We start from the raw sequence: 24,541 nt of genomic DNA, 5'->3' as shown, positions 1-24,541 counted from the left end.
GGGCCCGGGAGATATGGGAGATGACGCGCCGGTGCAAGCGGCAGGAAATCAACTTGGCCGCACTCACGATCTTGAGTAGTGTTTTCTGATGATGGTATCCGGCAAAATCCGCAAACAGACCTGGTGGCCCAGATCATGGCTTCCGCTCGGCCGTATCGGCCCTTTGCAGGAAGACGACAGCGCGAATCCGTCATGGTTGGTTCCTGACGGGCGCAATATCCTTTTACCGCTCACTCTGTTTTTTCTTGTGGCATTCTTGACCATACCACCAATGGCCGCCGCAATTGAGCCGACTACTTTATACATGTCGTTCGTGATCTTTTGGCTGGCTTCCTACGGGCTAGACGAATTCAGGATTGTATGCTGGTCGATCCGACGGGCGCGCGACATCGGAGAAAACCCCTTGCATATCATCACGCGGCGGCTGCCGGTTTCGTTGGCGATTATCTTTATTGCGGTTTGCATAATCTCAGCGCGACAGCTGCTACCGTTCGCGGATTTCGACTTCGGCGAACCGGTTACCTTCACCCTCTTTATCGCTTCGCTTATCGGTCTTGGCTTGATCTGGTTTTTCGTCAGCCGGATATACTGGCGGCGCGTGCTGCGGCCATTGAATTGCCGGCTTCTGTCCACACTAGGCAGGCCCGGCCCGAACAGATACGGGCCGGCTCCGGTCAGCGCATCAGATGCTTGAGAAAATCCGCAATCATTTCCGGCGCGTTGATCCGAGGATTGCCCTCACCACCTTCGGGCGGACAGGGATTCCCAGAAAACTCCCCAATCCGTTTCTGGCAGAGATGCTGATACCGCTACAAATGATTGTGCTTGGCATGATGGTCTCGCAACTCATCACCCATCTGATGAGGCCAACTTACGACTTTGTCGAACAACCCAGCTTCGACTGGCTATATGTGTTTTATATCTTCGTGATTGCCTTCTTGTTGGCGGTCAATTTTCTCATGGCCTTCTGGCAAATCCGCCGTCACCATGATCTGGGCTTGTCAGGCTGGCATGTGCTGAAGCCCTATGGCGTCAGCTTGTTGATCGCAGTGGCCTTTCCGGTTGCCGCCTATTTCTCCAGTTTTAACGGCCCGCTTGCGAGCTATATGGGCACCCTCTGGGCGTTTCCGGCAATATATGGCGCCATGCTTGCCTATATCGGCATTGCCGGATTTGTGCTGCGCAAAGTCTATTTCCTGAAATATCACAACTGGATCGAGACCACGCACGGCGATCCGAAAACCAACCGCTACGGCCCGCCACCGCCGGGCTCACTCCCATGCATTTTTGCATAGCGGGCATGGCGCGCACGCAATTGTGCATCCAAACAAAGGGCTTATGTCATCTCCTGTCTGACGGACACAATGTCCGGACAATAAAAACAAGGAAAAAGACAATGGATCGATTGAGCACAACCCTCGCCGCAGTCCTGCAAGTCGGCTTCGTGATCGCCGTTTTCGGTGGCGTTTTCGTCGCGATTGTACCGACACTCGCATGATCATTATGTGAAACGGGGAGCCATGGCTCCCCGTTTTGATATCGACTAGGCGCTATCCGGTCTGGCGCGGATCGCCAGAAACAGCATCAACACCGTCGCCAGCATGACCAGCAGCGCGCTGACGCCCAGAACCGGCCCCAGCGTTTCGCCATTGCCGCCGCCATAGAGCTTGTAGAGGCCGACGATCATGATCGCCGCCCCGGCATGGTGCAGAACCAGCTGCGCCCAGGCCAGCAGTCCCGACCCCATTTTCCAGACCCGGTTGAGGATCGCCCACAAGACGGGCAGGACGCCGCCCACCAGCATGATATGCGCATGTGTGGGCATTTGCCCGTGATCCTGCGTGCGGCCCATATGCTCGCCCAGCGCCATGCCGGCGATCAGCCACAGCAAGCCCAATACCAGATGTATCCGGTCAACTTTCATGGAAATCTCCCCTGTTCCCGCGGCGAGACTAGCCGCGCAGGAAGCATTCCCAAAACAGATTCTAGGGTTCGATGATCCGCACGGCGTAATATTCCTGCGTCCACAACTGGTAGAGCAGCCAGTCCGGCACCCCCGTCGTTTCCCTCAAATAGTCCGCCTGAGAGGCGTGTATCCGCCAGGCGCGGGTCTTGAGCGACGCGTCAACATCCAGCGCGAAGGTCGGATCGGGCTGCAGATCGGCCACGCGCGCATAGCGCTCGCCGCCAAAGCGCCGCGTGCCGGGGCGCGAGACCAGTGTATAGGCCAATGTCACCGCCTCGCCGCGCTGGCGGGCATAACGCTGGGTGGCGGCCAGTGCCGCCCGCCCCATCGCCATATGATCGGGATGCAGTGAGACACCGCTGGGCGGATGGAAGGTCACCACCGCATCGGCTTCCAGCCGCACCAGTTCCTCCAGCACGCGATCCGCCAGCTGCGCCTCGCTCATCGCCTCCGGCACACCGCCATCGGGCAGGCCCAGAACGATCTGCTCGTTCAGACCGAGCGCAAAGCCGTGACGCCGCAACTCGCCCTCGCGGACCACGCCCAGATGCTCCTGCGCCACGATGGGCGGGAATTGCGTGCCCGCTTCGCCGCGCGTGGCGGTGATAGTGGCCACAAACGCGCCCTCCTCCACCGCCCGGCTGATCAGCTCGGTCGCGGTGATCTCGTCATCGGGATGGGCAAAGACCAACACAATCCGCTGCGCGTTCAGCGCCTCCGTGACGCTTTGCGCCACCTCCACACCCGGCTCGGCAAAGATGGACCGCCCATACCAGAGCGCGGCCTGAACCAGCACCAGGCCAATCAGGCCGGCCAAAGCAAATCCGATCAAAAGGCGTCGCATCAGCGCCCTCCCTGCTTCTTCGCCCGTATCTCCCGCCAGCGGGCCAGACGCTCGCCAATGGCGGCTTCGCGGCCCCGATCCGTCGGTTCATAGAAGGTGGGGCGGTCTTTCATCTCGTCCGGGAAATAGTCCTGACCGGAAAAACCGCTCTCGGCATTATGGTCATACTCATAGCCCGAACCATAGCCCTCGGCTTTCATAAGCTTCGTAGGCGCGTTGAGGATGTGTTTCGGCGGCGGGAGTGAGCCGGTTGCGCTCGCAGCGCGTCTGGCGGCCTTGTAGGCGTTATAAACGGCATTTGACTTCGGCGCGCAGGCGAGATGGACGACAGCCTGCGCCAGCGCCAGCTCGCCTTCCGGCGATCCCAGGAAATCATAGGTCTCTTTCGCCGCCAGTGCCGCATGGATGGCGGTCGGATCGGCCAGCCCGATATCCTCATTCGCCATGCGCACCAGACGCCGCGCCAGAAAAAGCGGGTCCTCGCCGCCCTCCAGCATTCGCGCCAGCCAGTAGAGCGCCGCATCCGGATGGGAGCCGCGAATGGATTTGTGCAGGGCGGAGATGAGATTGTAGTGCTCGTCGCGATCACGGTCATAGACCGGCGCGCGCCGCTGCAGATAGGTCGAGAGATCTTCCGGCCCCAGAGGCTCGGTCCGGTCGAGCGAGAATAATTCCTCGACCAGATTCAGAAGATAGCGGCCATCCCCGTTCGCCAGCTCCAGCACCGCCCGCCTTGCCTCCAGCGTCACCGGCAGCGGACGGCCGATATCGGCCTCCGCGCGTTTGACGAGCAATTCCAGACTGTCCGCTTCAAGACGCTTCAGAACCAGCACCTGGGCGCGCGACAACAGGGCCGCATTCAGTTCGAAACTGGGATTTTCGGTGGTCGCCCCGACCAGCGTGATAATGCCTTCCTCGACCACGGGCAGAAACCCGTCCTGCTGGGCGCGGTTGAAGCGGTGGATCTCGTCGACAAACAGCAAGGTGCCGCGTCCGCTCTGCCGCCGGGCCCGCGCCCGGTCAAATGCCTTCTTGAGGTCCGCCACGCCGGAGAAGACCGCCGACAGCGGTTCAAATTCCAGCCCGGACTCATCGGCGAGCAAGCGCGCAATCGTGGTTTTGCCAACACCGGGCGGGCCCCAGAGAATGATCGATGCAAAGCGCTTCTGCGCGCGCATCCGGGCAATCGGCCCCTCGCCTTTCAGCAAGTGATCCTGGCCGACCACCTCATCCAGATTGCGGGGACGCAAGCGATCCGCGAGCGGGCGCGGCGCATCCTCATTCATTCCGGCGGCTTCAAAGAGTGAACTCATGGGCGTAGTCTAGACCGCAACAGGGAGGGACGCACCATGAAGAAAGCGGTCGCGCCGTATTTGAGTGTCCGCGATGGCGCAGCCGCCATCGCCTTCTACAAGAAAGCTTTTGACGCCGAAGAGCTCGAGCGCTTTGAGTATGAAGGCAAGCTGGGCCACGCCACCTTGCGCATCAATGATCATGTCCTGATGCTCGCCGATGAATTCCCGGAAATGGAGGAGATGACGGGCAATGTCGCTCCGCCTACGTTGGGTGGCCGGACTACGTTCACGATCAATCTCACCGTCGATGATGCCGATCAATGGTTCGAACGCGCCATCGCGGCGGGCGCCACCGCCATCCGGCCCGTGACAGCGGAATTTTTCGGGCGGCATGGCAAGCTGCGCGATCCCTTCGGGCATGTCTGGAGCGTGGTGACGCTCAATGAAGAGCGCCAGGCCTAGAGCTGCAGATTGGCATCCTGACGGCGGCCCCGGCGCTCGATCGCAATCGGCCAGGATTTGAGATCGTCCTGCCCGTCCAGAAGGCTTTCAATGTCGTCGATCTCTTCAACCCGCGCGCCGAGCAATTCCAGTACACGGTCACCGGGACGGAAGCCGAAATAATCGGCAGCCGATCCGCGCTGGATCGACAGGACGACCACACCGCGCGCGAACGGATCAAAGCCGACCTCCTGATTGAAAGCGGGTGACAGCTCCACCAGTTCCAGCCCGGCCAGCGGATTGCGGCCCTCGATCAGACGGCGCGCCGGCTCGGTCTCACCGGGCGCCACTTCGACCGGAACCTCGACAACAATGCGCTCGCCATCGCGCAGCACGGCAAAGCGCGAAGCATCGCCAATCGCGCGCGTGGCATAGCGGAACCGCGCGCCCGGCTCGTCATTCACATCCACATCATCAATCGCCAGCACGATATCGCCCTGCCGCAGACCGGCATCATCGGCCGCCGCACCGGGATAGATATCCGCGACCAGCGCACCGCGCGGCCGGTCTAGGCCCAGGGATTGCGCAATATCGCCCGTCACCGTCTGCAGGCGCGCACCCAGCCAGGGCTGGACCAACTCGCCTTCGGTCAGGGCGGCATCGACAACGCGGCGCACCATTTCGACCGGAATCGCAAAGCCGATCCCGTTGGAACCGCCCGAGCGCGAATAGATGGCGGAATTCACGCCAATCAGCGACCCGTCCATATTGATCAGCGCGCCGCCGGAATTGCCCGGATTGATGGCGGCATCGGTCTGGATGAAGAAGGCAAAGTCGGAGACGCCGACCTCGGTCCGCGCCAGCGCCGAAACGATGCCCGATGTCACCGTCTGGCCGACCCCGAACGGATTGCCGATGGCCAGTACCAGATCACCGATCTCGGCGGTGCCCGGTTGCGCGAGCGCCAGCGCGGGCAGCGGTTCATCGGTAATGATGCGGAGCACGGCCAGATCAGTCTGCTCGTCGGCGATCAGGATTTCGGCTTCAAATTCGCGCCGGTCATTCAACACCACGCGCAATTCATCCGCGCCTTCGACGACGTGATTATTGGTGACAACAACGCCCGTCGAATCGACAATCACGCCGGAACCCAGAGATCCCTGTTGTTGAGGGCCCTGACGCCGCATGAAGCGGTTGAAGAACGGATCCATCTGGCGCTGGACGTTGCGGGTGGAATAGACATTGACGACCGCTGGCGCGGCCTCCCGCACAATCGGCGCGAAAGACAATTGCATCTGGGCCTGGCTGACCGGCACTTCGCGGAAGCTGTCATCCGCCAGCGTCTCACTGATCTCCGGCGCATCGGCCTCGGTCAGCTCAACCGGGTCGTCCTGAGCCTGGCAGGCCGATGTGAACAGGGCAGCGGTTGCCAGAAGCGAAAGCGCAAATCGTGTCATCCCGTCTCTCCGATCATTCCCATGGCCACTAGATAGGAAAAAGGCGGCTTCCGTAAAGAAGCCGCCTTCATCTGAATTGCGCATGAAGTGAAGATTACTCTTCAGAAAAGTCTTCCATGGCAGCCACGCGGGCGCGGTCACCGGCGCCGCGGGCGGACGTATCGCGATCCACCAGCTCGATGACGGCCATCGGCGCATTGTCGCCATGGCGGAAACCGGCTTTCAGGACGCGCGTATAGCCGCCATTGCGGTCCGTATAGCGCGGCCCGAGCGTGGCAAACAGCTTGCCGACCTGCTCGACATTGCGAACCTTGGAGATAGCCTGACGACGGGCGTGCAGATCGCCGCGCTTCGCAAGTGTGATCAGCTTGTCCATGAACGGCTTCATCTCTTTCGCCTTGGGCAGAGTCGTGACGATCTGCTCATGCTCGATCAGAGATGCCGCCATATTGGCAAACATCGCCTTCCGGTGCGAAGTGGTGCGACCGAGTTTGCGATGAGCGATGCCGTGACGCATGGCGGTTTCTCCAAAAGTGTCAGATCAGGGGATTTCACAATCGCCGTGACTAGACGTTTTCCTCATATTTTTTGGCGAGATCTTCGATGTTCTCCGGCGGCCAGTTCGGCGCGTCCATGCCCAGATGCAGACCCATCTGTGCGAGAACTTCCTTGATCTCGTTGAGCGACTTGCGACCGAAGTTCGGGGTGCGGAGCATTTCCGCCTCGGACTTCTGAATGAGGTCGCCGATATAGACGATGTTGTCGTTCTTCAGGCAATTCGCCGAACGCACGGACAGTTCCAGCTCGTCCACCTTTTTGAGGAGGGCCGGGTTGAAGTCCAGCTCGGGACGATCGTCCTCTGCCGGGCGGGCCTCAACGGCTTCCTCGAAGTTGATGAAGATCTGGAACTGGTCCTGAAGGATGCGGGCTGCAAATGCGACCGCATCTTCCGGTGTGACCGTGCCATCTGTTTCAATGTCCAGGATCAGCTTGTCATAGTCGAGCACCTGACCTTCACGCGTGTTCTCCACGCGATAGGCCACGCGCTTGACCGGGCTGTACAGCGCATCCACGCCGATGAGGCCGATCGGGGCGTCTTCGGGACGGTTGCGGTCAGCCGGGACATAGCCTTTGCCGCTGTCGACGGTCAGCGTGAAACGGATTTCAGCGCCTTCGTCCAGCGTACAGATGACGTGGTCCTTGTTGACGATCTCGACGTCAGCGGTTTCCTCGATGTCGGCGGCCGTGACTTCACCCGGTCCGGACTTGCGAAGAATGACGCGCTTCTCACCCTCATTGTGAACCCGAAGCGCAACGCCCTTCAGGTTCAGAACGATATCGGTGACGTCTTCACGCACACCCGGAATGGAAGAGAACTCGTGCACAACGCCATCGATCTGCAGCGAGGTGATCGCGGCACCTTGCAGCGAAGACAAGAGGACACGGCGAAGCGCATTGCCCAGAGTCATGCCAAAGCCGCGTTCCAGCGGCTCGGCGATGATGGAGGCACTGCGTTCCGGATTGTGACCCGGCTTCACCTCGGGCTTCATCGGACGAATGAGTTCTTGCCAGTTCTTCTCGATCACGGGTTAAACCCCTTCTTTCGCGCGCCAGACCGGACATCCGGTGGCGCGAATTCTCAAATGCTCTGATACTCCCGGCGGGAGATCAGACCCGACGGCGTTTCGGCGGACGGCAGCCGTTGTGCGGAATGGACGTCACATCACGGATGGACGTGATGGTCAGACCCGCCGCTTGCAGCGCGCGAAGCGCCGATTCGCGGCCCGAACCCGGACCAGAGACTTTCACTTCCAGCGTCTTCACGCCGTGATCCATCGCCTTCTTGGCCGCTTCTTCGGCGGCGATCTGCGCAGCGTAAGGGGTCGATTTGCGCGAACCCTTGAAGCCGTTAGCGCCAGCCGTGGACCAGGAAATGGTGTTGCCCTGGGCGTCGGTGATGGTGATCTTCGTATTGTTGAAGCTCGCATTGACGTGAGCGACACCCGAAGTGATGTTCTTACGCTCGCGGCGTTTAATGCGTTCTGGTGCTTTAGCCATAACTTAGCCGCCCTATTTCTTCTTGCCGGCAATCGGCTTGGCTGGGCCCTTACGGGTCCGAGCATTGGTGTGCGTGCGCTGGCCGCGAACCGGCAGGCCACGGCGATGCCGCAGGCCCCGGTAATTACCAAGGTCCATGAGACGCTTGATATTCACAGCCACTTCACGGCGAAGGTCACCCTCCACCGTATAGTCGCGGTCAATGGTTTCACGGATCTGGATGACTTCCGCGTCCGAGAGTTCGTTGACACGCCGTTCGGAGGCAATGCCGACTTTCTCGCAAATTTCTTTCGCCATCGCGGGACCTATCCCGTGAATATAGCGAAGCGCGATTTCAACGCGCTTGTTCGTCGGAATGTTGACGCCGGCTATACGGGCCACAATGCTCTCCTTAACCAAAAATCGCGCCAATCACAGACGGTGAAACCACTCCGGCAGATCGCCGGACGAGGCAACGCCGCCCTTTTCGCGAAGGGCGCTATCTATATTGTCCGCATACCCTCCGTCAACCGGAGAGATTGCGGGATTTCATCAATCGTCGAGGGCCGTTGCAATCGCTGCGGAAACCGCCTCGATTGATCCCATTCCATCGACTTCCACAACCTTGCCCGATGCCGTGTAATACGGAATCAGCGGCGCAGTCTGCGTTTCATAGGCTTCAAGGCGGACCTTGAACGCCTCAACCGTATCGTCAGCGCGGCCTTCTTCCGCGGCGCGCTTTGCCATACGGCGTACCAGTTCGTCATTGTCGACCACCAGGCGGATCACCCGGTCGACCTGCGCCCCGCGTGCGGCGAGCGCCTTGTCCAGCGCTTCAGCCTGCGCAACGGTGCGCGGAAATCCGTCAAAAATCGCCCCACCGGCCTTTTCAGCTTCCGGCAGGCGCTCTTCGATCAACTCGATAACAATCTCGTCGGAGACCAGATTGCCGCCATCCATGACCGCCGCCACGCGATTGCCCAGCTCGGTGCCGGCAGACCGCGCCGCGCGCAGCATGTCGCCGGTCGACAGCTGCACCCAGCCGCGCTGTTCAACCAGACGCTTGGCTTGGGTGCCCTTGCCGCATCCGGGAGGTCCGAACAGAACCAGATTCATCGGTTACGGCCCCGGAGCTTCTGCTTCTTGATCAGGCCTTCATACTGGTGAGCCAGCAGATGGGACTGGATCTGCGTCACGGTATCCATGGCGACAGACACGATAATCAGAATGGACGTACCACCCAGAGCGAAGGTCACCGCACCGGCGGCACCGGCCGTCATCACTTCGGGGATCAGGACGACGATCGCCAGGTAAATGGCACCGATCATCGTCAGGCGCGTCAGGACGTAATCCAGATATTCAGCCGTCCGCTTGCCGGGACGGATACCCGGCAGGAAGCCGCCATACTTGCGGAGATTTTCGGACACTTCCTCCGGATTGAAGACAATCGAGGTGTAGAAGAAAGCGAAGAACATCACCATCGCGCCGTAAAGGACGATGAAGAGCGGCTGCCCGCGGCCCAGCTGGGCGGCAATCATCTGCAGCCATTCCGGACCGGTGGTCGCCCACATATTGGCCACCGTCGTCGGCAGGAGCAGAAGCGAGGTTGCGAAAATCGCCGGAATCACACCCGCCGTATTCAGCTTCAGCGGCAGGAAGGAGGTATCACCACCGACCATGCGCTGGCCTTGCTGACGCTTCGGATACTGAACCAGAAGACGGCGCTGCGAGCGTTCGATGAAGACCACAAAGGCGAAGGTGGCCAGCATCAGGGCAATGATGCCCAGAAGCGCGCCGCCGGAGATCTGGCCCTGGCGGCCCTGCTCGAACAGGCTGAAAATCAGACCCGGAACGACCGCAATAATACCGGTGAAAATGATCAGCGAAATACCGTTGCCGACCCCGCGTGAGGTGATTTGTTCACCCATCCACATCAGCAGCATCGTGCCGCCGACAAAGGTGAGCGTCGTCGAAATCAGGAAGAAAGGCCCCGGATTCAGCGCCACCGTTTGCCCGTTCACACCCGGCGTCATCATCGACATCGCGATGGCGCCGCCCTGAACCGCCGCCAGAAGCACGGTTAGATAACGCGAATACTGGTTGATCTGCTGACGGCCCTGCTCGCCGCCTTCCTTCTTCAACTTCTCCAGCGATGGCACGGTTGCGGCCATCAGCTGCATGATAATCGAAGCGGAAATGTAGGGCATCACGTTCAGCGCAAAGATCGCCATCCGCTCGACGGCACCGCCGGAGAAGATGTTGAGGACGCCGATAACACCGCCAGCCTGGCTGTCGAACAGAGCCTGATACTGAATCGGATCAATTCCCGGCACCGGAATATAGGTGCCCAGCCGGTAGGCCACGAGGACCGCCAGGGTAAAGAATATCCGTTGCTGCAGCTCTTTAGCCTTCGCGAAGGACGCGAAGTTGATATTCGATGCAAGCTGTTCAGCAGCAGAAGCCATGGCTAATCCTCGTTTTCCCCTGATTACTCAGCGGCTTTGTCAGAAACCTTGGCCTTCGGCGCAACGACGGTGACTTTGCCACCGGCCTTCTCGACGGCGTCAATCGCCGCCTTGGTCGCGCCTGCAACCGTGATCTCTACTTTGGACTTCAGCTCGCCTTTCGCAAGAAGGCGCACGCCATTCTTTGCACGGCGAACGAGGCCGGCCGCGATCAATGCGTCGGCATCGATCGGCTTCTTGGCATCGATCTTCTTCTCGGCAATCGCCTTTTCGAGACGGCCGATATTGACTTCAGCGAAGGCCAGGCGGTTCGGCTTGTTGAAGCCCCGCTTCGGCAAGCGCCTGTGAAGGGGCATCTGACCGCCTTCAAAGCCCTTGATCGCCACGCCCGAGCGCGACTTCTGACCCTTGACGCCACGGCCGCCGGTCTTGCCTTTGCCGGAACCGATACCGCGACCAACACGGGTGCGGGTCTTGGTCGAGCCGGCATTATCGCGCAATTCATTGAGACGCATGTCTAACTCTCCTGCGATGGAGCGGCCAAAGGCCTACTCCTCGACGATTTCCACCATGTGGGCCACTTTGCGGATCATGCCGCGGACCGATGGCGTATCTTCCAGTTCGCGCACGCGGCCGATCTTGTTCAGACCCAGGCCAACGAGCGTTTTTTGTTGATCCTGCGGGCGGCGGATTGCGCTACCCGTCTGCCGGACCTTGAGGGTTTTCTTGGCAGCCATGAGACGCCCCTATCCTTCCAGAGATTCCGGAGCCGAAGCGCCATCATTCCGGCGGTTGACCAGGTCAGCCACCTTCATGCCACGCTTGGCCGCAATCGAACGCGGGCTTTTCTGATGCTTGAGGGCATCAAAGGTCGCGCGGATCATGTTGTACGGGTTCGATGTGCCCGTGGACTTGGCCACGACGTCCTGAACACCGAGCGTTTCCAGCACAGCGCGCATCGGACCACCGGCAATCACACCGGTTCCCGGAGGCGCAGCACGCAGGATCACCTTGCCGGCGCCATGGCGTCCCGGCGAATCGTGGTGCAGCGTGCGGCCTTCGCGCAGCGGAATGCGAACCATGGTCTTCTTGGCTTCTTCCGTTGCTTTCCGGATCGCTTCGGGAACTTCGCGGGCTTTACCCTGACCGAAACCGACGCGGCCCTTCTGGTCACCGACAACGACGAGTGCGGCAAACTGGAAATTCCGGCCACCCTTCACCGTCTTGGCGACGCGGTTGATGTGGACCAGCTTGTCGACGATTTCGTCCTGCTGCTCTTCATCCCGGTCGCGGCGGCGACCGCGGCCGCGGTTTTCTTCATTACGAGCCATCAGCCGCTCCCTTAAAAGTTCAATCCACCTTCACGAGCCGCTTCGGCCAAGGCCTTGATGCGTCCGTGAAAGATGAAACCGCCGCGATCAAAGACGACGTCCTTGATTCCGGCTTTGGTGGCGCGTTCCGCCAGGCGCTTGCCAACGCTGGCAGCGGCTTCGACATTCGCACCGGACTCTTTTGAATCCGCTTCGGCCGTGGAGGCCGCTGCGAGCGTGACGCCCTGCTGATCGTCGATCAGTTGCGCATAGATATGCTTCGACGAGCGGAAAACCGACAGACGCGGCCGACCGTTCGAGACTTTCTTGCGCAGCTTGCTGCGATTGCGCAGCGCGCGGCGCTTCATTTTTTCGCGTGAGCTCAACATGGTTCTTGCGCCTACTTCTTCTTGCCTTCTTTGCGGCGGATGTATTCGCCCTGATAGCGAACGCCCTTGCCCTTGTAGGGCTCCGGCGGACGGTATCCGCGAATTTCCGCTGCAACCTGGCCAACTTGCTGCCGGTCAGCACCGGTGATGATGACTTCCGTCGGCTTCGGGGCCTGGATCTGAATGCCTTGCGGCGGCTCGTAAACCACGTCGTGGCTGAAACCGAGCGCCAGCTTCAGGCTGGAACCTTGCATTTGCGCACGATAACCAACGCCTTCCAGCTCCAACGTCTTGTTGAAGCCTTCCGTAACGCCCGTCATCATGTTGGCGATCAAGGCGCGGGTCATGCCCCACATGGAGCGCGAACGCTTGCTTTGATCGACCGGCTTGACTTCGATACCCTCATCGCCTTGCGACAGGGTAACGTCTTCAACCGCGGTGAGGCACAGCTCGCCCTTGGGGCCCTTCAGCGTCAGATCGCGGCCATTGAGACGAACCTCAACACCGGATGCGACGGCGATTGGGAGTTTTCCGATACGTGACATGAATCGTTCTCCCTAGCTGACTTTGCAGAGGATTTCGCCACCGACATTCTGCTCGCGAGCGGACGCATCGGACATCACACCCATCGGGGTGGAGACAATCGCGATACCAAGACCGTTCGAGATCAGCGGGAGATCCTTCACTTTGGAATACACACGGCGGCCCGGCGTCGAGATCCGGCGGATCTCGGCGATGACAGGCTCGCCATCGAAATACTTCAGTTCAATTTCGAACTCGCGCTTGCCGTCGGCATGCTCGATTTCGGAATAGCCCCGAATAAAGCCTTCCGACTGGAGCACATCCAGCACGCGCTTGCGAAGATTTGAAGCCGGCGTTGCGACAGTCGTCCGGCCACGCATCAACGCGTTCCGGATACGTGTCAGCATATCACCGAGGGGATCGTTCATAGACATTGTTCAATCTCTCCCGATCACCAGCTCGACTTGACCATGCCGGGGATGAACCCGTTCGAGGCCAGGTCGCGCAGTGCGATCCGTGACATTTTGAGCTTGCGGTAAAAACCACGCGGACGGCCCGAAATCTCGCAACGATTGCGATAACGGGTCGGCGCGGAATTCCGCGGCAATTCGGCCAGCTTCAGCTGAGCAGCAAAACGCTCCTCAACCGGCTTGGACTTATCACGGGCAACCGCCTTGAGCTCGGCGCGTTTGGCCGCATACCGTTGCGCCAGTTTCTGACGCTTCAGGTTACGCTCGACAGCACTTGTCTTCGCCATTTACTTCCTCCTGCGTGCGAGACCCTGACGGTCCCGCCCTCCTGATGCGTCAGTTCGAAAACGGGAAATCGAACTCGGCCAACAGGGCTTTCGCTTCTTCATTGGTTTGCGCGGTCGTGCAGACCACAATGTCCATTCCCCGGATCTTCTCGACCTTGTCATAGTCGATCTCGGGAAACACGATGTGCTCTTTCAGGCCCATGGCGTAATTGCCACGGCCGTCAAAGCTCTTTCCGTTCAGGCCGCGGAAGTCGCGAACGCGCGGCAGCGCGATCGTGATCAGGCGGTCCAGAAATTCATACATGCGGTCCTGGCGCAGCGTGACTTTCACGCCCACATCCTGGCCTTCGCGCAGCTTGAAGCCGGCGATCGACAGGCGGGACTTCGTCTTGACCGGCTTCTGACCGGCAATCCGCTCCAGATCCTCATAGGCGCCGTTGATCTTCTTGGAGTCCTGAGCGGCTTCGCCCACACCCATATTGATCACGACCTTCTCGATCCGCGGGATCTGCATCGGATTCGTGTAGCCGAACTTTTCTTTCAGCCGGTCACGAATCTCTTCGCGATACTTCGCGCGCAGACGCGGTTGGTATTCTTTTACATCAGCCATCGATGACCTCACCGGATTTCTTGGCCACGCGGACCTTGCGGTCGCCTTCCATCTTGAAACCGACGCGGGTGGCTTCACCCGTTTTCGGATCGGCCAGGGCAACGTTCGATACGTGGATCGGCGCTTCCTTGGTCTCGATACCGCCAGCCGACGATTGCGTGGGGCGCTGGTGGCGCTTCACGATATTGACGCCGCGAACGAAAAGACGGTCTTCGGACGGAACGACGCGAATGACTTCGCCCGTCTTGCCCTTGTCCCGGCCCGCGAGGACAACAACCTTGTCGCCCTTTTTAATCTTGGCAGCCATAACTACAGCACCTCCGGAGCCAGCGACACGATCTTCATGTGGTTCTTGGCGCGGAGTTCGCGCGGAACCGGTCCGAAGATACGGGTGCCGATCGGCTCTTCATTATTGTTCACGAGGACAGCCGCATTGGTGTCGAAGCGGATAACCGATCCGTCCTTGCGTTTGATGTCCTTGGCCACACGCACCACGACGGCGCGGCGGACTTCACCTTTTTTGACGCGGCCGCGCGGGATCGCTTCCTTGACCGACACCACGATGATGTCGCCCACATGAGCGTAACGCCGCTTGGCACCGCCGAGTACCTTGATGCACTGCACACGGCGGGCACCGGAATTATCGGCAACGTCCAGATTAGTTTGCATCTGGATCATAACGATCCTCCTTCAGGGTCATCCCCCGAACGCTTATGCGTCCGTGGTCACGACCTCCCACCGTTTCAGTTTCGACTTGGGTGCACATTCCTGAATGAAGGTCTGTTCACCCACTTTGAGGCTGTTGGCCTCATCGTGTGCGTGGTAACGCTTGGAGCGACGAACCGTCTTCCGGAGCAGTGGGTGCAGGAAAGTCCGCTCCACCTTCACGACGACAGTCTTGTCACCCTTGTCGCTCACCACGACGCCTTGCAATACGCGCTTGGGCATCGCCTAGCTCCCTTGTCCGGCCTGAGCCACCCGCTGGGCCTGGATCGTCTTGAGACGCGCAATCGTGCGGCGTACCTGACGAACACGGGCCGTGTTTTGCAACTGACCCGAGGCCTGCTGGAAGCGCAGGTTGAATTGTTCTTTTTTCAGCTTCAGGAGCTCATCCTTCAGCTGATCGTCGCTCAATGCGCGAACATCAACAGCGTCCATGACACTCACTCCTATTCACCAATCCGGGCGACGATTTTCGTCTTCACCGGCAGTTTGGCTGCGCCCAGAGACAGCGCTTCACGCGCAACATTCTCCGGCACACCGTCAATCTCGAACATGATCCGGCCAGGCTTGACTTTGGCGGCCCAGAATTCTGGCGACCCCTTACCCTTACCCATCCGGACTTCCGTCGGTTTCTTCGACACAGGCACATCCGGGAAAATCCGGATCCAGACCCGGCCGGCCCGCTTCATGTGGCGAGTAATCGCCCGGCGGGTGGCTTCGATCTGGCGTGCCGTGACGCGCTCGGGTTCCATCGCCTTGAGGCCATAGGAACCGAAATTCAGCGAGAAGCCGCCTTTAGCCGCGCCTTTGATGCGGCCTTTGTGCGCCTTCCGGAACTTGGTGCGTTTTGGTTGAAGCATCTGTTTCTCGCTCCGTCGTCCCTACTGCCTAAGCCGCCCGGTTGCCGCTGCCCTGACGGGCACGCTGCTCACCGGATTCCTGAAGACGGCGCTCGGCTGCCATCGGATCGTGTTCCAGGATCTCACCCTTGTAGATCCAGACCTTGATGCCGATAATGCCCATAGCCGTCGAAGCTTCAGCGGTTCCATAATCAATGTCGGCGCGCAGCGTATGCAGCGGCACAGACCCTTCCTGATACTGCTCGACGCGCGCAATCTCGGCACCGCCGAGACGGCCGCCGCAGATCACCTTGCAGCCCTTGGCGCCCATTCGCATCGCCGTTTGCAGCGAGCGTTTCATGGCGCGGCGGAAAGCCACACGGCGTTCCAGCTGCTGGGCAATCGACTCTGCGACCAGCGTTGCGTCGATCTCCGGCTTGCGCACCTCGACCAGGTTGAGGAAGACCTCACCCTTGACGATCTGCTGCAAGGCGCGGCGCAGAACTTCGATATCGGCACCCTTCTTACCGATCACCACACCCGGACGCGCGGTATACACGGTCACGGTGCACTTCTTGTGCGGGCGCTCGATCACGATCTTGGAAACGCTGGCATTCTTCAAACGCTTGCGCAGCATGTCGCGGATCTTGATGTCCTCATGGAGGAGCTGGGCATACTCACCGGTATTGGCATACCAGCGGGATTCCCAGGTGCGATTAATACCGAGCCGGAGCCCGATCGGATTGACCTTCTGACCCATCAGGCGGCCTCCTCAACTTCACGAACAATGATCGTCAGCTCGGAAAACGGCTTCATCACTTTTGCGGCACGGCCACGGGCACGAGCGCGGAAGCGTTTCATCACCAGATTCTTTCCGACATAGGCTTCCGATACGATCAGGCTGTCGATATCGAGGCCATGATTGTTCTCGGCGTTTGCAATCGCACTGTCGAGGACCTTCAAGACGTCCTTGGCAATACGCTTGCGCGAAAATTCGAGCGTCGCCCGAGCGCTTTCAACCTTCTTGCCGCGGATCGACTGGGCAACCAGGTTCAGCTTCTGACCGCTGATACGGATCATCGTCTGCTTGGCGCGCGCTTCATTGTCAGCGACGCGGCGCAGATTCTTTCCGTCTTCATCTCTTTGACGTGTCTGGGTCATGATTAGCCCCTCTTCGCCTTCTTGTCCGCTGCGTGACCGTAATAGGTCCGAGACGGAGAGAACTCACCGAGCTTGTGGCCCACCATGTCCTCGGTCACGAGCACCGGGATGAACTTGCTGCCATTGTGCACCTGAAAGGTCAGGCCCACGAATTGCGGCATGATCGTCGAACGGCGCGACCAGGTCTTGATCGGCTTCTTGCGGCCTTCAGCGTGGGACGCATCGGCCTTCTTGAGGAGGTATCCGTCTACGAACGGACCTTTCCAGACTGAACGCGGCATATCTAACGCGCTCCCTTAGCGTGACTTGCGCTGGTGGCGCGAGCGAATGATGAATTTATCGGTAGCCTTGTTTTTGCGGGTCTTGCGGCCTTTGGTAGGCTTACCCCAAGGAGTTACCGGGTGACGACCGCCCGAGGTGCGACCTTCGCCGCCGCCATGGGGGTGATCAACCGGGTTCATGGCCACACCGCGAACCGCCGGACGCTTGCCCATATGGCGCTTGCGGCCGGCTTTACCCAGATTCTGGTTCATGTGGTCCGGGTTGGAAACGGCTCCAACCGTGGCCACACACATTTCAGGAATGGCACGAAGCTCTCCCGAATTGAGACGAACCTGAGCGTAGCCACCATCGCGGCCAACCAGCTGGGCATAGCCCCCGGCCGAACGCGCAATCTGTCCACCCTTGCCCGGCTTCATCTCCACATTGTGGATGATGGTGCCGACCGGCATGTTCTTCAGCGGCATCGCATTGCCAGGCTTCACATCAACGCGGACGCCGGAGACGATGACATCGCCCACCGACAGACGCTGCGGCGCCAGGATGTAGGACTTCTCGCCATCGACATATTTGATCAGCGCGATGAAAGCGGTCCGGTTTGGATCATACTCCAGACGCACAACCGTGGCTTCGACATCCAGCTTGTTCCGCTTGAAGTCGACTTTACGATACAGCGTCTTGGCACCACCGCCCTGACGGCGGGCCGTGATACGACCGGTATTGTTGCGGCCACCCTTTTTGGTCTTGCCTTCAACCAGGCTTTTTTCCGGACGGCCCTTGTGGAGGCCTTCGCGGTCAACCAGCACCAGAGCGCGACGGCCCGGCGAGGTGGGATTGTATGTTTTAAGCGCCATGGTCCTAGAGCCCCGTGGTCACGTCAATCGAGTCGCCTTCGGCGAGCGTCACGATTGCTTTTTTCATGTCCGAGCGCCGGCCGACTTGACCGCGAAAACGCTTCGTTTTGCCTTTCAGGCGCAGCGTGTTCACCGCCGTCACCTTCACTTTGAACAGAGCTTCCACCGCTTCAGCGATTTCCGTCTTGGTCGCGGTCAGCGGAACGCGGAACACCACCTTGCCGTCTTCCGACAACAGCGTGGACTTCTCCGTGATCACCGGACCCAGGATCGCGTCATAGTGGCGGGCTTCAACTGCAACCTTGGCCATTATGCTGTCTCCTTGGCGGCAAAGCGCGCATGGATTTTTTCAACGGCTGCCTTGGTCAGAACCAGCTGGTCATGACGCAAAACGTCATAAACATTCAGGCCCTGTGCCGGCAGAACGTCGATGTGCGGGATGTTGCCGGCAGCTTTCGCGAAATTCGCGTCAACCGCGTCACCATCAATGATCAGCGCATTGCTGAGGTTCAGCTTGGTGAAAGCGTCGCGAACCTTTTTCGTCTTGGCATCCTTCATCACTGCTTCATCAACGATGATCAGCGAGTCGGAACCGGCCTTCGACGACAGCGCATGCTTCAGCGCGAGAGCGCGAACCTTCTTCGGCAGGTCGTGCGCATGGCTGCGGACACGCGGTCCGTGAGCCTTGCCACCACCGACAAAGATCGGTGCACGACGATTGCCGTGACGGGCGCCGCCGCCACCTTTTTGCTTGCCGTATTTCTTGCCCGTGCGCGACACTTCGTTGCGCTCCTGGGCCTTGTGCGTACCAGCCTGGCGAGCCGCCAGCTGCCACTTCACAACACGCTGCAAAAGGTCGGCACGGATCTCGCCAATGCCGAAAACGGCATCGTCCAGATCAACTGCGCCCGCATCCTTCGCGGCGAGGGTTTTTACCTCAACCTTCATGATTGGGACTCCTCATCGCCTGCAGCACCCTCAGCCGGGGCACCTTCAGCGGTCATCTCTGCTTCGGCAGACGCGGGCTCTTCATTGGCAGGCGCCGCTTCTTCCATCGCCTTGCGGATCGCACCCGGCATCGGCAGGTCGGCATCGCCCGCGCCTTTGACGGCATCGCGAATTTCAACCCAGGAACCGGCGGAACCCGGAACCGCACCGCGCACCAGGATGAAACCATCCTCGGCATCGACACGGACAATATCGAGATTCTGGACGGTGATGCGCGCATCACCAAGATGGCCAGCCATCTTCTTGCCTTTGAAAACCTTACCCGGATCCTGACACTGGCCGGTAGAACCGTGCGAACGGTGCGAAATCGACACGCCGTGCGTGGCCCGCAGACCGCCGAAATTCCAGCGCTTCATGGCACCGGCAAAACCCTTACCGATGCTCTTGCCGGCGACATCGACCTTCTGGCCCGGCACAAAGTGCTCGGCCGTCAGCTCGGAACCCGGCTCGATCAGATTTTCTTCGGAAACGCGGAATTCAATCAGCCGCTTCTTCGGTTCGACTTCTGCCTTGGCAAAATGGCCGCGCATGGCTTTGGTCGTGCGCTTGGCTTTCGCCTTGCCCGCACCCAGCTGCAGCGCCACATAGCCGTCACGCTCAACAGTGCGTTGAGCCACGACCTGGCAGTTTTCGAGTTGCAGAACGGTCACCGGAACGTGCGCGCCATCCTCGGCGAACACCCGGGTCATCCCGACCTTTTTGGCAATCAGCCCCGTGCGCATCACCTAGGCTCCCAGTTTAATCTCAACGTCCACACCGGCCGAGAGGTCGAGCTTCATCAGCGCGTCAACCGTCTGCGGGGTGGGATCAACAATGTCGAGGAGGCGTTTGTGAGTCCGGATTTCGAACTGTTCACGCGATTTCTTGTCGATGTGCGGACCACGCAGAACCGTAAAACGCTCCATGCGCGTCGGCAGAGGGATCGGTCCGCGCACATTGGCGCCGGTACGTTTCGCCGTCGATACGATCTCGCGCGCGGACGTGTCCAGGACGCGGTGATCGAATGCCTTGAGGCGAATGCGGATATTCTGCTGTGCCATCGTAGTTCGTCCACACAATTAAAGGCGCACAGAAAGGTGACTCAACCCGGTCACCCGTCGGCGCGCTAAAAACCAATTTGTTCGCTTCATGGGACTGCGTCTGCTGCGAAGCACCGCCAGTCCATTCACGAAGGGCGGGGTCTACCGACATGAGTCGCTTCCGTCAACACCTCTAAGCGCTTTTCGATCACGAATTCACGCTTTTGATGACAGTTTCTGCAACCGCCTCGGAGAAACCCCCTCCCGCATGAAAAAGGGGCGCTGCCGGTGTGGCAACGCCCCTGATCGGGTTTGACTTTGGCTGAGGCCCTAGTCGGTGATTTTGGACACCACGCCGGCGCCGACCGTGCGGCCACCTTCGCGGATAGCAAAACGCAGACCCTGATCCATCGCGATCGGCGTGATCAGTTCAACGCTCAGCTCGGCATTATCGCCCGGCATCACCATTTCCGTACCCTCTTTCAGGGTCACAACACCCGTCACATCCGTCGTCCGGAAGTAGAATTGCGGGCGGTAATTGGTGAAGAACGGAGTGTGACGTCCACCCTCTTCCTTCGTCAGGATATAGGCTTCCGCCTCGAACTTCGCGTGCGGCGTGATCGAACCCGGCTTGGCCAGAACCTGACCGCGCTCCACACCTTCACGGTCGATACCGCGCAGGAGAACGCCGACATTGTCGCCCGCCTGGCCCTGATCGAGCAGCTTGCGGAACATCTCAACGCCCGTGCAGGTCGTCGTCTTCGTGTCACGCACGCCGACGATGGCAATCTCTTCGCCCACCTTCACAACACCGCGCTCGATACGGCCGGTCACAACCGTACCCCGGCCGGAAATCGAGAACACGTCCTCGATCGGCATCAGGAAAGGCAGGTCCACCGGACGTTCCGGCGTCGGGATGTATTCATCCACAGCCGCCATCAGTTCACGGATCTTGTCTTCGCCAATGGCATTGTCGCGGCCTTCAAGAGCGGCCAGAGCCGAACCGGCAATGATCGGAATATCGTCACCCGGGAAGTCATAAGAGGACAGAAGTTCGCGAACTTCCATCTCAACAAGCTCCAGAAGCTCTTCGTCGTCGACCTGGTCAACCTTGTTCAGGAACACCACCAGAGCCGGAACGCCGACCTGGCGCGCCAGAAGGATGTGCTCGCGCGTCTGCGGCATCGGGCCGTCAGCCGCGTTCACAACCAGGATGCCGCCGTCCATCTGCGCCGCGCCCGTGATCATGTTCTTCACGTAGTCGGCGTGGCCTGGGCAATCAACGTGCGCATAGTGACGCGCTTCCGTTTCATACTCAACGTGAGCCGTGGAAATCGTAATGCCACGGGCCTTTTCTTCTGGTGCGCCATCAATCTCATCATAAGCCTTGAAGTCACCAAAATATTTCGTAATCGCTGCCGTCAACGTTGTTTTGCCGTGGTCAACGTGACCAATCGTGCCAATGTTCGCATGCGGCTTATTGCGTTCAAACTTTTCCTTGGCCATATCTCTGCTCCAAGTCCTGATTTAATTCCAAACGAAAACCGCCTTAGGCGATCTTCGCAATGACTTCGTCGGCCACAGCCTGCGGAACAGGCTCATAGTGGTCGAATTGCATGGTGAACTGCGCACGTCCCTGTGTGGAGGACCGCAGCGCGTTGATGTAGCCGAACATATTTGCCAGCGGCACCATTGCGTTCACGACAGTTGCGTTTCCGCGCATCTCCTGGTCGCGGATCTGACCGCGGCGGGAGTTGAGGTCGCCAATGACCGAACCGGTATACTCGTCCGGGGTCACAACCTCGACCTTCATCATCGGTTCCAGCAGCTTCATCTTCGCCGGGCCCTTGATTTCACGGAACGCTGCGCGCGCCGCAATTTCAAACGCCAGGACGCTGGAGTCGACGTCGTGATACTTACCGTCAAGCAGCGTGGCCTTGAAGTCGATAACTGGGAAACCGGCCAGCAGACCGCCGTCCATCACGGAACGGATGCCCTTTTCGACGCCCGGAATGTATTCCTTGGGCACGTTACCGCCGACGATTTTCGATTCAAACTCGAAGCCTTCACCCGGCTCGCGCGGTTCGAACATGATCTTCACTTCAGCGAACTGACCCGAACCACCCGACTGCTTCTTGTGGGTGTAGGTGATTTCAGCAGCCTGGCCGAGCGTTTCACGATAAGCCACCTGCGGCGCACCGATATTGGCCTCCACCTTGAATTCACGCTTCAGGCGGTCCACCAGAATATCGAGGTGCAATTCGCCCATGCCCGCCATACGGGTCTGGCCGGATTCCTCATCCGTGGACACGCGGAAGGACGGATCCTCGGCGGCCAGCTTCTGCAGGCCAATGCCCAGCTTCTCCTGGTCGGCTTTCGACTTCGGCTCAACCGCAATCTCGATCACCGGATCCGGGAATTCCATCCGCTCCAGAATGACCGGATTCATCGGATCACACAGCGTGTCACCCGTCGTCGTGTCTTTCAGGCCCGCAATGGCAACGATGTCGCCGGCAAAGGCTTCCTTGATGTCTTCACGGGAATTGGAGTGCATCTGCAGCATGCGGCCGATACGCTCTTTCTTTTCCTTCACCGTGTTCTGCAGGGAAACGCCGGTTTCCAGCTTGCCGGAATAGATGCGGCAGAAGGTCAGCGTGCCCACAAACGGGTCGTTCATGATCTTGAAGGCCAGCATGGAGACAGGCTCATCATCGGACGACTTGCGCACGACTTCGGCTTCCGTCTTGGCATCGATGCCTTTGATCGACGGCACTTCAACCGGGCTCGGCAGGAAGTCGACGACCGCGTCGAGAAGCGGCTGAACGCCCTTGTTCTTGAACGCCGTGCCACACAGGACCGGGTGGAAGTCGAGATTGATCGTGCCCTTGCGGATCAGCTTCTTCAGCGTCTCGACCGAAGGCTCCTCGCCTTCGAGATACGCTTCCAGAGCCGTCTCGTCGAGCTCGACCGCCGTCTCGATCATTTTCTCACGCCATTCGGCGGCCTTGTCAGCCAGATCAGCCGGAATATCGACTTCATCGAAAGACGCGCCGAGGCTTTCATCATTCCAGATGATCGCCTTCATCTTGATCAGATCGACCACACCGGCAAAGTCATTCTCTGCGCCGATCGGCAGCTGGATGACCAGCGGCACGCAGCCCAGACGCTCGACCATCATCTCGACGGAGCGGTAGAAATCGGCACCGATCTTGTCCATCTTGTTGACGAAGAACATCCGCGGCACTTTGTACTTTTCAGCTTGGCGCCAGACGGTTTCGGTTTGCGGTTCGACACCGGCATTTGCATCCAGCAGAGCCACAGCACCATCCAGCACGCGCAGCGAACGCTCGACTTCAATCGTGAAGTCCACGTGTCCGGGCGTGTCGATGATGTTCAGGCGCTTGTCTTTCCAGAAAGCGGTCGTGGCAGCCGACGTAATCGTGATACCGCGTTCCTGCTCCTGCTCCATCCAGTCCATCGTGGCCGCGCCATCATGAACTTCACCGATCTTGTGGCTCTTGCCGGTGTAAAAGAGGATACGCTCGGTCGTCGTCGTCTTGCCGGCGTCGATGTGCGCCATGATACCGAAGTTACGATAGTCTTCGATCTTGTGGGTGCGGGCCATTGTGGTCGTCCTTGGGGAGGTCGGCGTTTAGAGGGGTTACCAGCGATAGTGCGAGAAGGCGCGGTTGGCCTCAGCCATCCGGTGCGTGTCTTCCCGCTTCTTCACAGCAGTGCCGCGATTGGACGAAGCGTCCATCAGCTCTGCCGCGAGGCGCTCGCGCATTGTGTTTTCGTTGCGGCCACGCGCAGCAGCCACCAGCCAACGGATAGCCAGAGCCTTTTTGCGATCGGCACGCACTTCAACCGGGACCTGGTAGGTCGCACCACCGACACGGCGGGAACGGACCTCGACGTCCGGCGAAACATTTTCCAGCGCTTCGTGGAAGATCGAGACGGGTTGGCGCTTGGCCTTTTCCTCGATCATTTCGAATGCGCCATAAACGATTGACTCGGCGACAGACTTCTTGCCGTCGAGCATCAGGTAATTCATGAACTTGGTCAGATCGCGATCGCCGAATTTCGGGTCGGGTAGAATCTCGCGCTTTTCAGCGCGGTGACGACGAGACATGAACGCCTCTCCTTATTTCGGACGCTTGGCGCCGTATTTCGAACGACGCTGACGACGGTCTTTAACGCCCTGGGTATCCAGAACACCGCGCAGGATGTGATAACGAACACCCGGAAGGTCTTTCACCCGGCCACCCCGGATCAGGACCACGGAGTGCTCCTGCAGGTTATGGCCTTCGCCCGGGATGTAGCTCACAACCTCATGACCATTGGTCAGACGCACCTTCGCCACTTTCCGCAAAGCCGAGTTCGGCTTCTTCGGTGTGGTGGTATAAACGCGCGTGCAAACGCCACGGCGCTGCGGGCAGGCCTGAAGGGCCGGCACCTTGTTGCGTTTCGGTTTGTCTTTCCGCGGCTTGCGGATAAGCTGGTTAATCGTCGGCATACGCCTCTGTCCGTTATCTGCGCGTTCGTCCAAAAGCCGGTGAACGCAT

General features: G+C 59.6%; 38 protein-coding genes. 3 read left to right on the top strand and 35 right to left on the bottom strand.

Going from position 1 to position 24,541, the window contains the following annotated elements; genetic code table 11:
- Nucleotides 1–88 precede the first annotated feature (88 nt).
- Together P0D52_RS05245 and P0D52_RS05240 are read left to right on the top strand one after the other, a co-directional pair.
- Nucleotides 89–694, top strand: coding sequence for a hypothetical protein (locus P0D52_RS05245; protein ID WP_394694374.1), 606 nt, complete (start codon nt 89–91; stop codon nt 692–694).
- Nucleotides 687–1,295: a hypothetical protein gene (locus tag P0D52_RS05240; RefSeq protein ID WP_394694373.1), complete on the top strand. Its 609-nt coding sequence runs from the start codon at nt 687–689 to the stop codon at nt 1,293–1,295. The genes P0D52_RS05245 and P0D52_RS05240 overlap by 8 nt, the downstream gene beginning before the upstream one ends.
- 248 nt (nt 1,296–1,543) lie before the next feature.
- Here the strand turns inward: P0D52_RS05240 and P0D52_RS05235 are convergent, their stop codons facing one another.
- The 3 genes from P0D52_RS05235 to P0D52_RS05225 all read right to left on the bottom strand — a co-directional run bounded on the left by P0D52_RS05235 (nt 1,544) and on the right by P0D52_RS05225 (nt 4,123).
- Nucleotides 1,544–1,924, bottom strand: coding sequence for a TonB-dependent receptor (locus P0D52_RS05235; RefSeq protein WP_394694372.1), 381 nt, complete (start codon nt 1,922–1,924; stop codon nt 1,544–1,546).
- 61 nt (nt 1,925–1,985) lie between these two features.
- Nucleotides 1,986–2,810: a PIG-L deacetylase family protein gene (locus P0D52_RS05230; RefSeq protein ID WP_394694371.1), complete on the bottom strand. Its 825-nt coding sequence runs from the start codon at nt 2,808–2,810 to the stop codon at nt 1,986–1,988.
- Nucleotides 2,810–4,123, bottom strand: a complete 1,314-nt coding sequence (locus P0D52_RS05225; RefSeq protein ID WP_394694370.1) for a replication-associated recombination protein A — start codon at nt 4,121–4,123, stop codon at nt 2,810–2,812. Before P0D52_RS05225 ends, P0D52_RS05230 begins: the two co-directional genes overlap by 1 nt.
- A 36-nt stretch (nt 4,124–4,159) precedes the next feature.
- On the opposite strand from P0D52_RS05225, the gene P0D52_RS05220 reads away from it, so the two are divergent.
- Entirely contained in the window at nt 4,160–4,567 is a 408-nt protein-coding gene (locus P0D52_RS05220) for a VOC family protein (protein WP_394694369.1), read from the top strand.
- Here the strand turns inward: P0D52_RS05220 and P0D52_RS05215 are convergent.
- The 32 genes from P0D52_RS05215 to rpsL all read right to left on the bottom strand — a co-directional run bounded on the left by P0D52_RS05215 (nt 4,564) and on the right by rpsL (nt 24,492).
- Nucleotides 4,564–6,003 carry a Do family serine endopeptidase gene (locus tag P0D52_RS05215; protein ID WP_394694368.1) on the bottom strand — a complete coding sequence of 480 codons (1,440 nt, stop codon included), beginning with the start codon at nt 6,001–6,003 and terminating at the stop codon, nt 4,564–4,566. The two genes, P0D52_RS05220 and P0D52_RS05215, sit on opposite strands and share 4 nt — an antisense overlap.
- Nucleotides 6,004–6,097: 94 nt before the next feature.
- On the bottom strand, nt 6,098–6,520 hold the full coding sequence (gene rplQ / locus P0D52_RS05210) for a 50S ribosomal protein L17 (protein ID WP_394694367.1): 423 nt from the start codon (nt 6,518–6,520) through the stop codon (nt 6,098–6,100).
- Nucleotides 6,521–6,569: 49 nt separating this feature from the next.
- Complete coding sequence (locus tag P0D52_RS05205) at nt 6,570–7,589, bottom strand: DNA-directed RNA polymerase subunit alpha (protein WP_394694366.1); 1,020 nt, start codon at nt 7,587–7,589, stop codon at nt 6,570–6,572.
- 82 nt (nt 7,590–7,671) lie between these two features.
- Nucleotides 7,672–8,061 carry a 30S ribosomal protein S11 gene (gene rpsK, locus P0D52_RS05200; protein ID WP_394694365.1) on the bottom strand — a complete coding sequence of 130 codons (390 nt, stop codon included), beginning with the start codon at nt 8,059–8,061 and terminating at the stop codon, nt 7,672–7,674.
- Between the two features lie 12 nt (nt 8,062–8,073).
- A complete protein-coding gene (gene rpsM, locus P0D52_RS05195; protein WP_394694364.1) occupies nt 8,074–8,442 on the bottom strand; it encodes a 30S ribosomal protein S13 in 369 nt (122 codons plus the stop codon).
- A 150-nt stretch (nt 8,443–8,592) separates the two neighbouring features.
- A complete protein-coding gene (locus P0D52_RS05190; protein WP_394694363.1) occupies nt 8,593–9,156 on the bottom strand; it encodes an adenylate kinase in 564 nt (187 codons plus the stop codon).
- A complete protein-coding gene (secY, locus tag P0D52_RS05185) occupies nt 9,153–10,505 on the bottom strand; it encodes a preprotein translocase subunit SecY (protein WP_394694362.1) in 1,353 nt (450 codons plus the stop codon). Before secY ends, P0D52_RS05190 begins: the two co-directional genes overlap by 4 nt.
- A 23-nt stretch (nt 10,506–10,528) precedes the next feature.
- Nucleotides 10,529–11,020 (bottom strand): 50S ribosomal protein L15, encoded by a 492-nt coding sequence (rplO, locus tag P0D52_RS05180; protein ID WP_394694361.1) that lies wholly within the window; start codon nt 11,018–11,020, stop codon nt 10,529–10,531.
- Between the two features lie 33 nt (nt 11,021–11,053).
- Nucleotides 11,054–11,242: a 50S ribosomal protein L30 gene (gene rpmD / locus P0D52_RS05175; protein ID WP_394694360.1), complete on the bottom strand. Its 189-nt coding sequence runs from the start codon at nt 11,240–11,242 to the stop codon at nt 11,054–11,056.
- 9 nt (nt 11,243–11,251) lie between these two features.
- Nucleotides 11,252–11,836 carry a 30S ribosomal protein S5 gene (rpsE, locus tag P0D52_RS05170; RefSeq protein ID WP_187167616.1) on the bottom strand — a complete coding sequence of 195 codons (585 nt, stop codon included), beginning with the start codon at nt 11,834–11,836 and terminating at the stop codon, nt 11,252–11,254.
- Nucleotides 11,837–11,847: 11 nt separating this feature from the next.
- Nucleotides 11,848–12,204 (bottom strand): 50S ribosomal protein L18, encoded by a 357-nt coding sequence (gene rplR / locus P0D52_RS05165; protein WP_187167617.1) that lies wholly within the window; start codon nt 12,202–12,204, stop codon nt 11,848–11,850.
- 11 nt (nt 12,205–12,215) lie between these two features.
- Nucleotides 12,216–12,749 carry a 50S ribosomal protein L6 gene (rplF, locus tag P0D52_RS05160; protein ID WP_394694359.1) on the bottom strand — a complete coding sequence of 178 codons (534 nt, stop codon included), beginning with the start codon at nt 12,747–12,749 and terminating at the stop codon, nt 12,216–12,218.
- A gap of 12 nt (nt 12,750–12,761) precedes the next feature.
- Nucleotides 12,762–13,160, bottom strand: a complete 399-nt coding sequence (gene rpsH / locus P0D52_RS05155) for a 30S ribosomal protein S8 (protein WP_187167619.1) — start codon at nt 13,158–13,160, stop codon at nt 12,762–12,764.
- Nucleotides 13,161–13,177: 17 nt separating this feature from the next.
- Nucleotides 13,178–13,483 (bottom strand): 30S ribosomal protein S14, encoded by a 306-nt coding sequence (gene rpsN / locus P0D52_RS05150; RefSeq protein ID WP_187167620.1) that lies wholly within the window; start codon nt 13,481–13,483, stop codon nt 13,178–13,180.
- Nucleotides 13,484–13,532: 49 nt separating this feature from the next.
- Nucleotides 13,533–14,093: a 50S ribosomal protein L5 gene (gene rplE / locus P0D52_RS05145; protein ID WP_394694358.1), complete on the bottom strand. Its 561-nt coding sequence runs from the start codon at nt 14,091–14,093 to the stop codon at nt 13,533–13,535.
- Nucleotides 14,086–14,400, bottom strand: coding sequence for a 50S ribosomal protein L24 (rplX, locus tag P0D52_RS05140; RefSeq protein WP_187167622.1), 315 nt, complete (start codon nt 14,398–14,400; stop codon nt 14,086–14,088). Before rplX ends, rplE begins: the two co-directional genes overlap by 8 nt.
- A 2-nt stretch (nt 14,401–14,402) precedes the next feature.
- Nucleotides 14,403–14,771, bottom strand: a complete 369-nt coding sequence (gene rplN / locus P0D52_RS05135) for a 50S ribosomal protein L14 (protein ID WP_394694357.1) — start codon at nt 14,769–14,771, stop codon at nt 14,403–14,405.
- 33 nt (nt 14,772–14,804) lie between these two features.
- Nucleotides 14,805–15,041, bottom strand: coding sequence for a 30S ribosomal protein S17 (gene rpsQ / locus P0D52_RS05130; RefSeq protein WP_394694356.1), 237 nt, complete (start codon nt 15,039–15,041; stop codon nt 14,805–14,807).
- A 3-nt stretch (nt 15,042–15,044) separates the two neighbouring features.
- On the bottom strand, nt 15,045–15,251 hold the full coding sequence (gene rpmC, locus P0D52_RS05125) for a 50S ribosomal protein L29 (RefSeq protein ID WP_187167624.1): 207 nt from the start codon (nt 15,249–15,251) through the stop codon (nt 15,045–15,047).
- Nucleotides 15,252–15,262: 11 nt separating this feature from the next.
- Nucleotides 15,263–15,676 (bottom strand): 50S ribosomal protein L16, encoded by a 414-nt coding sequence (rplP, locus tag P0D52_RS05120; RefSeq protein ID WP_187167625.1) that lies wholly within the window; start codon nt 15,674–15,676, stop codon nt 15,263–15,265.
- A 28-nt stretch (nt 15,677–15,704) separates the two neighbouring features.
- Nucleotides 15,705–16,415: a 30S ribosomal protein S3 gene (rpsC, locus tag P0D52_RS05115; protein WP_394694355.1), complete on the bottom strand. Its 711-nt coding sequence runs from the start codon at nt 16,413–16,415 to the stop codon at nt 15,705–15,707.
- Nucleotides 16,415–16,816, bottom strand: a complete 402-nt coding sequence (rplV, locus tag P0D52_RS05110) for a 50S ribosomal protein L22 (protein WP_394694354.1) — start codon at nt 16,814–16,816, stop codon at nt 16,415–16,417. The genes rpsC and rplV overlap by 1 nt, the downstream gene beginning before the upstream one ends.
- Nucleotides 16,817–16,818: 2 nt before the next feature.
- Complete coding sequence (rpsS, locus tag P0D52_RS05105; RefSeq protein ID WP_394694353.1) at nt 16,819–17,097, bottom strand: 30S ribosomal protein S19; 279 nt, start codon at nt 17,095–17,097, stop codon at nt 16,819–16,821.
- A 15-nt stretch (nt 17,098–17,112) separates the two neighbouring features.
- Nucleotides 17,113–17,949: a 50S ribosomal protein L2 gene (gene rplB, locus P0D52_RS05100; RefSeq protein ID WP_394694352.1), complete on the bottom strand. Its 837-nt coding sequence runs from the start codon at nt 17,947–17,949 to the stop codon at nt 17,113–17,115.
- 4 nt (nt 17,950–17,953) lie between these two features.
- The gene (locus P0D52_RS05095; protein WP_187167630.1) at nt 17,954–18,259 is read right to left on the bottom strand and encodes a 50S ribosomal protein L23; all 306 of its coding nucleotides are present in this window, start codon (nt 18,257–18,259) and stop codon (nt 17,954–17,956) included.
- The gene (gene rplD, locus P0D52_RS05090) at nt 18,259–18,897 is read right to left on the bottom strand and encodes a 50S ribosomal protein L4 (RefSeq protein WP_394694351.1); all 639 of its coding nucleotides are present in this window, start codon (nt 18,895–18,897) and stop codon (nt 18,259–18,261) included. Before rplD ends, P0D52_RS05095 begins: the two co-directional genes overlap by 1 nt.
- Nucleotides 18,894–19,679 (bottom strand): 50S ribosomal protein L3, encoded by a 786-nt coding sequence (gene rplC, locus P0D52_RS05085; protein WP_394694350.1) that lies wholly within the window; start codon nt 19,677–19,679, stop codon nt 18,894–18,896. Before rplC ends, rplD begins: the two co-directional genes overlap by 4 nt.
- Before the next feature lie 3 nt (nt 19,680–19,682).
- Nucleotides 19,683–19,997, bottom strand: coding sequence for a 30S ribosomal protein S10 (rpsJ, locus tag P0D52_RS05080; protein ID WP_109260630.1), 315 nt, complete (start codon nt 19,995–19,997; stop codon nt 19,683–19,685).
- 309 nt (nt 19,998–20,306) lie between these two features.
- Nucleotides 20,307–21,482, bottom strand: coding sequence for an elongation factor Tu (gene tuf / locus P0D52_RS05075; RefSeq protein WP_394694349.1), 1,176 nt, complete (start codon nt 21,480–21,482; stop codon nt 20,307–20,309).
- 43 nt (nt 21,483–21,525) lie between these two features.
- The gene (gene fusA / locus P0D52_RS05070) at nt 21,526–23,601 is read right to left on the bottom strand and encodes an elongation factor G (protein ID WP_394694348.1); all 2,076 of its coding nucleotides are present in this window, start codon (nt 23,599–23,601) and stop codon (nt 21,526–21,528) included.
- Between the two features lie 36 nt (nt 23,602–23,637).
- Nucleotides 23,638–24,108, bottom strand: a complete 471-nt coding sequence (gene rpsG, locus P0D52_RS05065; protein WP_394694347.1) for a 30S ribosomal protein S7 — start codon at nt 24,106–24,108, stop codon at nt 23,638–23,640.
- Between the two features lie 12 nt (nt 24,109–24,120).
- Nucleotides 24,121–24,492, bottom strand: coding sequence for a 30S ribosomal protein S12 (rpsL, locus tag P0D52_RS05060; RefSeq protein WP_109260634.1), 372 nt, complete (start codon nt 24,490–24,492; stop codon nt 24,121–24,123).
- Nucleotides 24,493–24,541: the final 49 nt, after the last annotated feature.

Source organism: Hyphobacterium sp., from assembly GCF_043584775.1.
Lineage (GTDB): Bacteria > Pseudomonadota > Alphaproteobacteria > Caulobacterales > Maricaulaceae > Hyphobacterium.
Note: the sequence above shows the minus strand (reverse complement) of the source record. Positions and strands in the feature narration are given on the sequence as shown.

Excerpts from the sequence above, each read along its gene's own strand:
- P0D52_RS05245 (WP_394694374.1), top strand. The coding sequence starts at position 89 with ATGATGGTATCCGGCAAAATCCGCAAACAGACCTGGTGGCCCAGATCA.
- P0D52_RS05240 (WP_394694373.1), top strand. The coding sequence starts at position 687 with ATGCTTGAGAAAATCCGCAATCATTTCCGGCGCGTTGATCCGAGGATT.
- P0D52_RS05235 (WP_394694372.1), bottom strand. The coding sequence starts at position 1,924 with ATGAAAGTTGACCGGATACATCTGGTATTGGGCTTGCTGTGGCTGATC.
- P0D52_RS05230 (WP_394694371.1), bottom strand. The coding sequence starts at position 2,810 with ATGCGACGCCTTTTGATCGGATTTGCTTTGGCCGGCCTGATTGGCCTG.
- P0D52_RS05225 (WP_394694370.1), bottom strand. The coding sequence starts at position 4,123 with ATGAGTTCACTCTTTGAAGCCGCCGGAATGAATGAGGATGCGCCGCGC.
- P0D52_RS05220 (WP_394694369.1), top strand. The coding sequence starts at position 4,160 with ATGAAGAAAGCGGTCGCGCCGTATTTGAGTGTCCGCGATGGCGCAGCC.
- P0D52_RS05215 (WP_394694368.1), bottom strand. The coding sequence starts at position 6,003 with ATGACACGATTTGCGCTTTCGCTTCTGGCAACCGCTGCCCTGTTCACA.
- rplQ (WP_394694367.1), bottom strand. The coding sequence starts at position 6,520 with ATGCGTCACGGCATCGCTCATCGCAAACTCGGTCGCACCACTTCGCAC.
- rpsK (WP_394694365.1), bottom strand. The coding sequence starts at position 8,061 with ATGGCTAAAGCACCAGAACGCATTAAACGCCGCGAGCGTAAGAACATC.
- P0D52_RS05190 (WP_394694363.1), bottom strand. The coding sequence starts at position 9,156 with ATGAATCTGGTTCTGTTCGGACCTCCCGGATGCGGCAAGGGCACCCAA.
- secY (WP_394694362.1), bottom strand. The coding sequence starts at position 10,505 with ATGGCTTCTGCTGCTGAACAGCTTGCATCGAATATCAACTTCGCGTCC.
- rplO (WP_394694361.1), bottom strand. The coding sequence starts at position 11,020 with ATGCGTCTCAATGAATTGCGCGATAATGCCGGCTCGACCAAGACCCGC.
- rpmD (WP_394694360.1), bottom strand. The coding sequence starts at position 11,242 with ATGGCTGCCAAGAAAACCCTCAAGGTCCGGCAGACGGGTAGCGCAATC.
- rpsE (WP_187167616.1), bottom strand. The coding sequence starts at position 11,836 with ATGGCTCGTAATGAAGAAAACCGCGGCCGCGGTCGCCGCCGCGACCGG.
- rplR (WP_187167617.1), bottom strand. The coding sequence starts at position 12,204 with ATGTTGAGCTCACGCGAAAAAATGAAGCGCCGCGCGCTGCGCAATCGC.
- rplF (WP_394694359.1), bottom strand. The coding sequence starts at position 12,749 with ATGTCACGTATCGGAAAACTCCCAATCGCCGTCGCATCCGGTGTTGAG.
- rpsH (WP_187167619.1), bottom strand. The coding sequence starts at position 13,160 with ATGTCTATGAACGATCCCCTCGGTGATATGCTGACACGTATCCGGAAC.
- rpsN (WP_187167620.1), bottom strand. The coding sequence starts at position 13,483 with ATGGCGAAGACAAGTGCTGTCGAGCGTAACCTGAAGCGTCAGAAACTG.
- rplE (WP_394694358.1), bottom strand. The coding sequence starts at position 14,093 with ATGGCTGATGTAAAAGAATACCAACCGCGTCTGCGCGCGAAGTATCGC.
- rplX (WP_187167622.1), bottom strand. The coding sequence starts at position 14,400 with ATGGCTGCCAAGATTAAAAAGGGCGACAAGGTTGTTGTCCTCGCGGGC.
- rplN (WP_394694357.1), bottom strand. The coding sequence starts at position 14,771 with ATGATCCAGATGCAAACTAATCTGGACGTTGCCGATAATTCCGGTGCC.
- rpsQ (WP_394694356.1), bottom strand. The coding sequence starts at position 15,041 with ATGCCCAAGCGCGTATTGCAAGGCGTCGTGGTGAGCGACAAGGGTGAC.
- rpmC (WP_187167624.1), bottom strand. The coding sequence starts at position 15,251 with ATGGACGCTGTTGATGTTCGCGCATTGAGCGACGATCAGCTGAAGGAT.
- rplP (WP_187167625.1), bottom strand. The coding sequence starts at position 15,676 with ATGCTTCAACCAAAACGCACCAAGTTCCGGAAGGCGCACAAAGGCCGC.
- rpsC (WP_394694355.1), bottom strand. The coding sequence starts at position 16,415 with ATGGGTCAGAAGGTCAATCCGATCGGGCTCCGGCTCGGTATTAATCGC.
- rplV (WP_394694354.1), bottom strand. The coding sequence starts at position 16,816 with ATGACCCAGACACGTCAAAGAGATGAAGACGGAAAGAATCTGCGCCGC.
- rpsS (WP_394694353.1), bottom strand. The coding sequence starts at position 17,097 with ATGCCGCGTTCAGTCTGGAAAGGTCCGTTCGTAGACGGATACCTCCTC.
- rplB (WP_394694352.1), bottom strand. The coding sequence starts at position 17,949 with ATGGCGCTTAAAACATACAATCCCACCTCGCCGGGCCGTCGCGCTCTG.
- P0D52_RS05095 (WP_187167630.1), bottom strand. The coding sequence starts at position 18,259 with ATGGCCAAGGTTGCAGTTGAAGCCCGCCACTATGACGCGATCCTGGGT.
- rplD (WP_394694351.1), bottom strand. The coding sequence starts at position 18,897 with ATGAAGGTTGAGGTAAAAACCCTCGCCGCGAAGGATGCGGGCGCAGTT.
- rplC (WP_394694350.1), bottom strand. The coding sequence starts at position 19,679 with ATGCGCACGGGGCTGATTGCCAAAAAGGTCGGGATGACCCGGGTGTTC.
- rpsJ (WP_109260630.1), bottom strand. The coding sequence starts at position 19,997 with ATGGCACAGCAGAATATCCGCATTCGCCTCAAGGCATTCGATCACCGC.
- tuf (WP_394694349.1), bottom strand. The coding sequence starts at position 21,482 with ATGGCCAAGGAAAAGTTTGAACGCAATAAGCCGCATGCGAACATTGGC.
- fusA (WP_394694348.1), bottom strand. The coding sequence starts at position 23,601 with ATGGCCCGCACCCACAAGATCGAAGACTATCGTAACTTCGGTATCATG.
- rpsG (WP_394694347.1), bottom strand. The coding sequence starts at position 24,108 with ATGTCTCGTCGTCACCGCGCTGAAAAGCGCGAGATTCTACCCGACCCG.
- rpsL (WP_109260634.1), bottom strand. The coding sequence starts at position 24,492 with ATGCCGACGATTAACCAGCTTATCCGCAAGCCGCGGAAAGACAAACCG.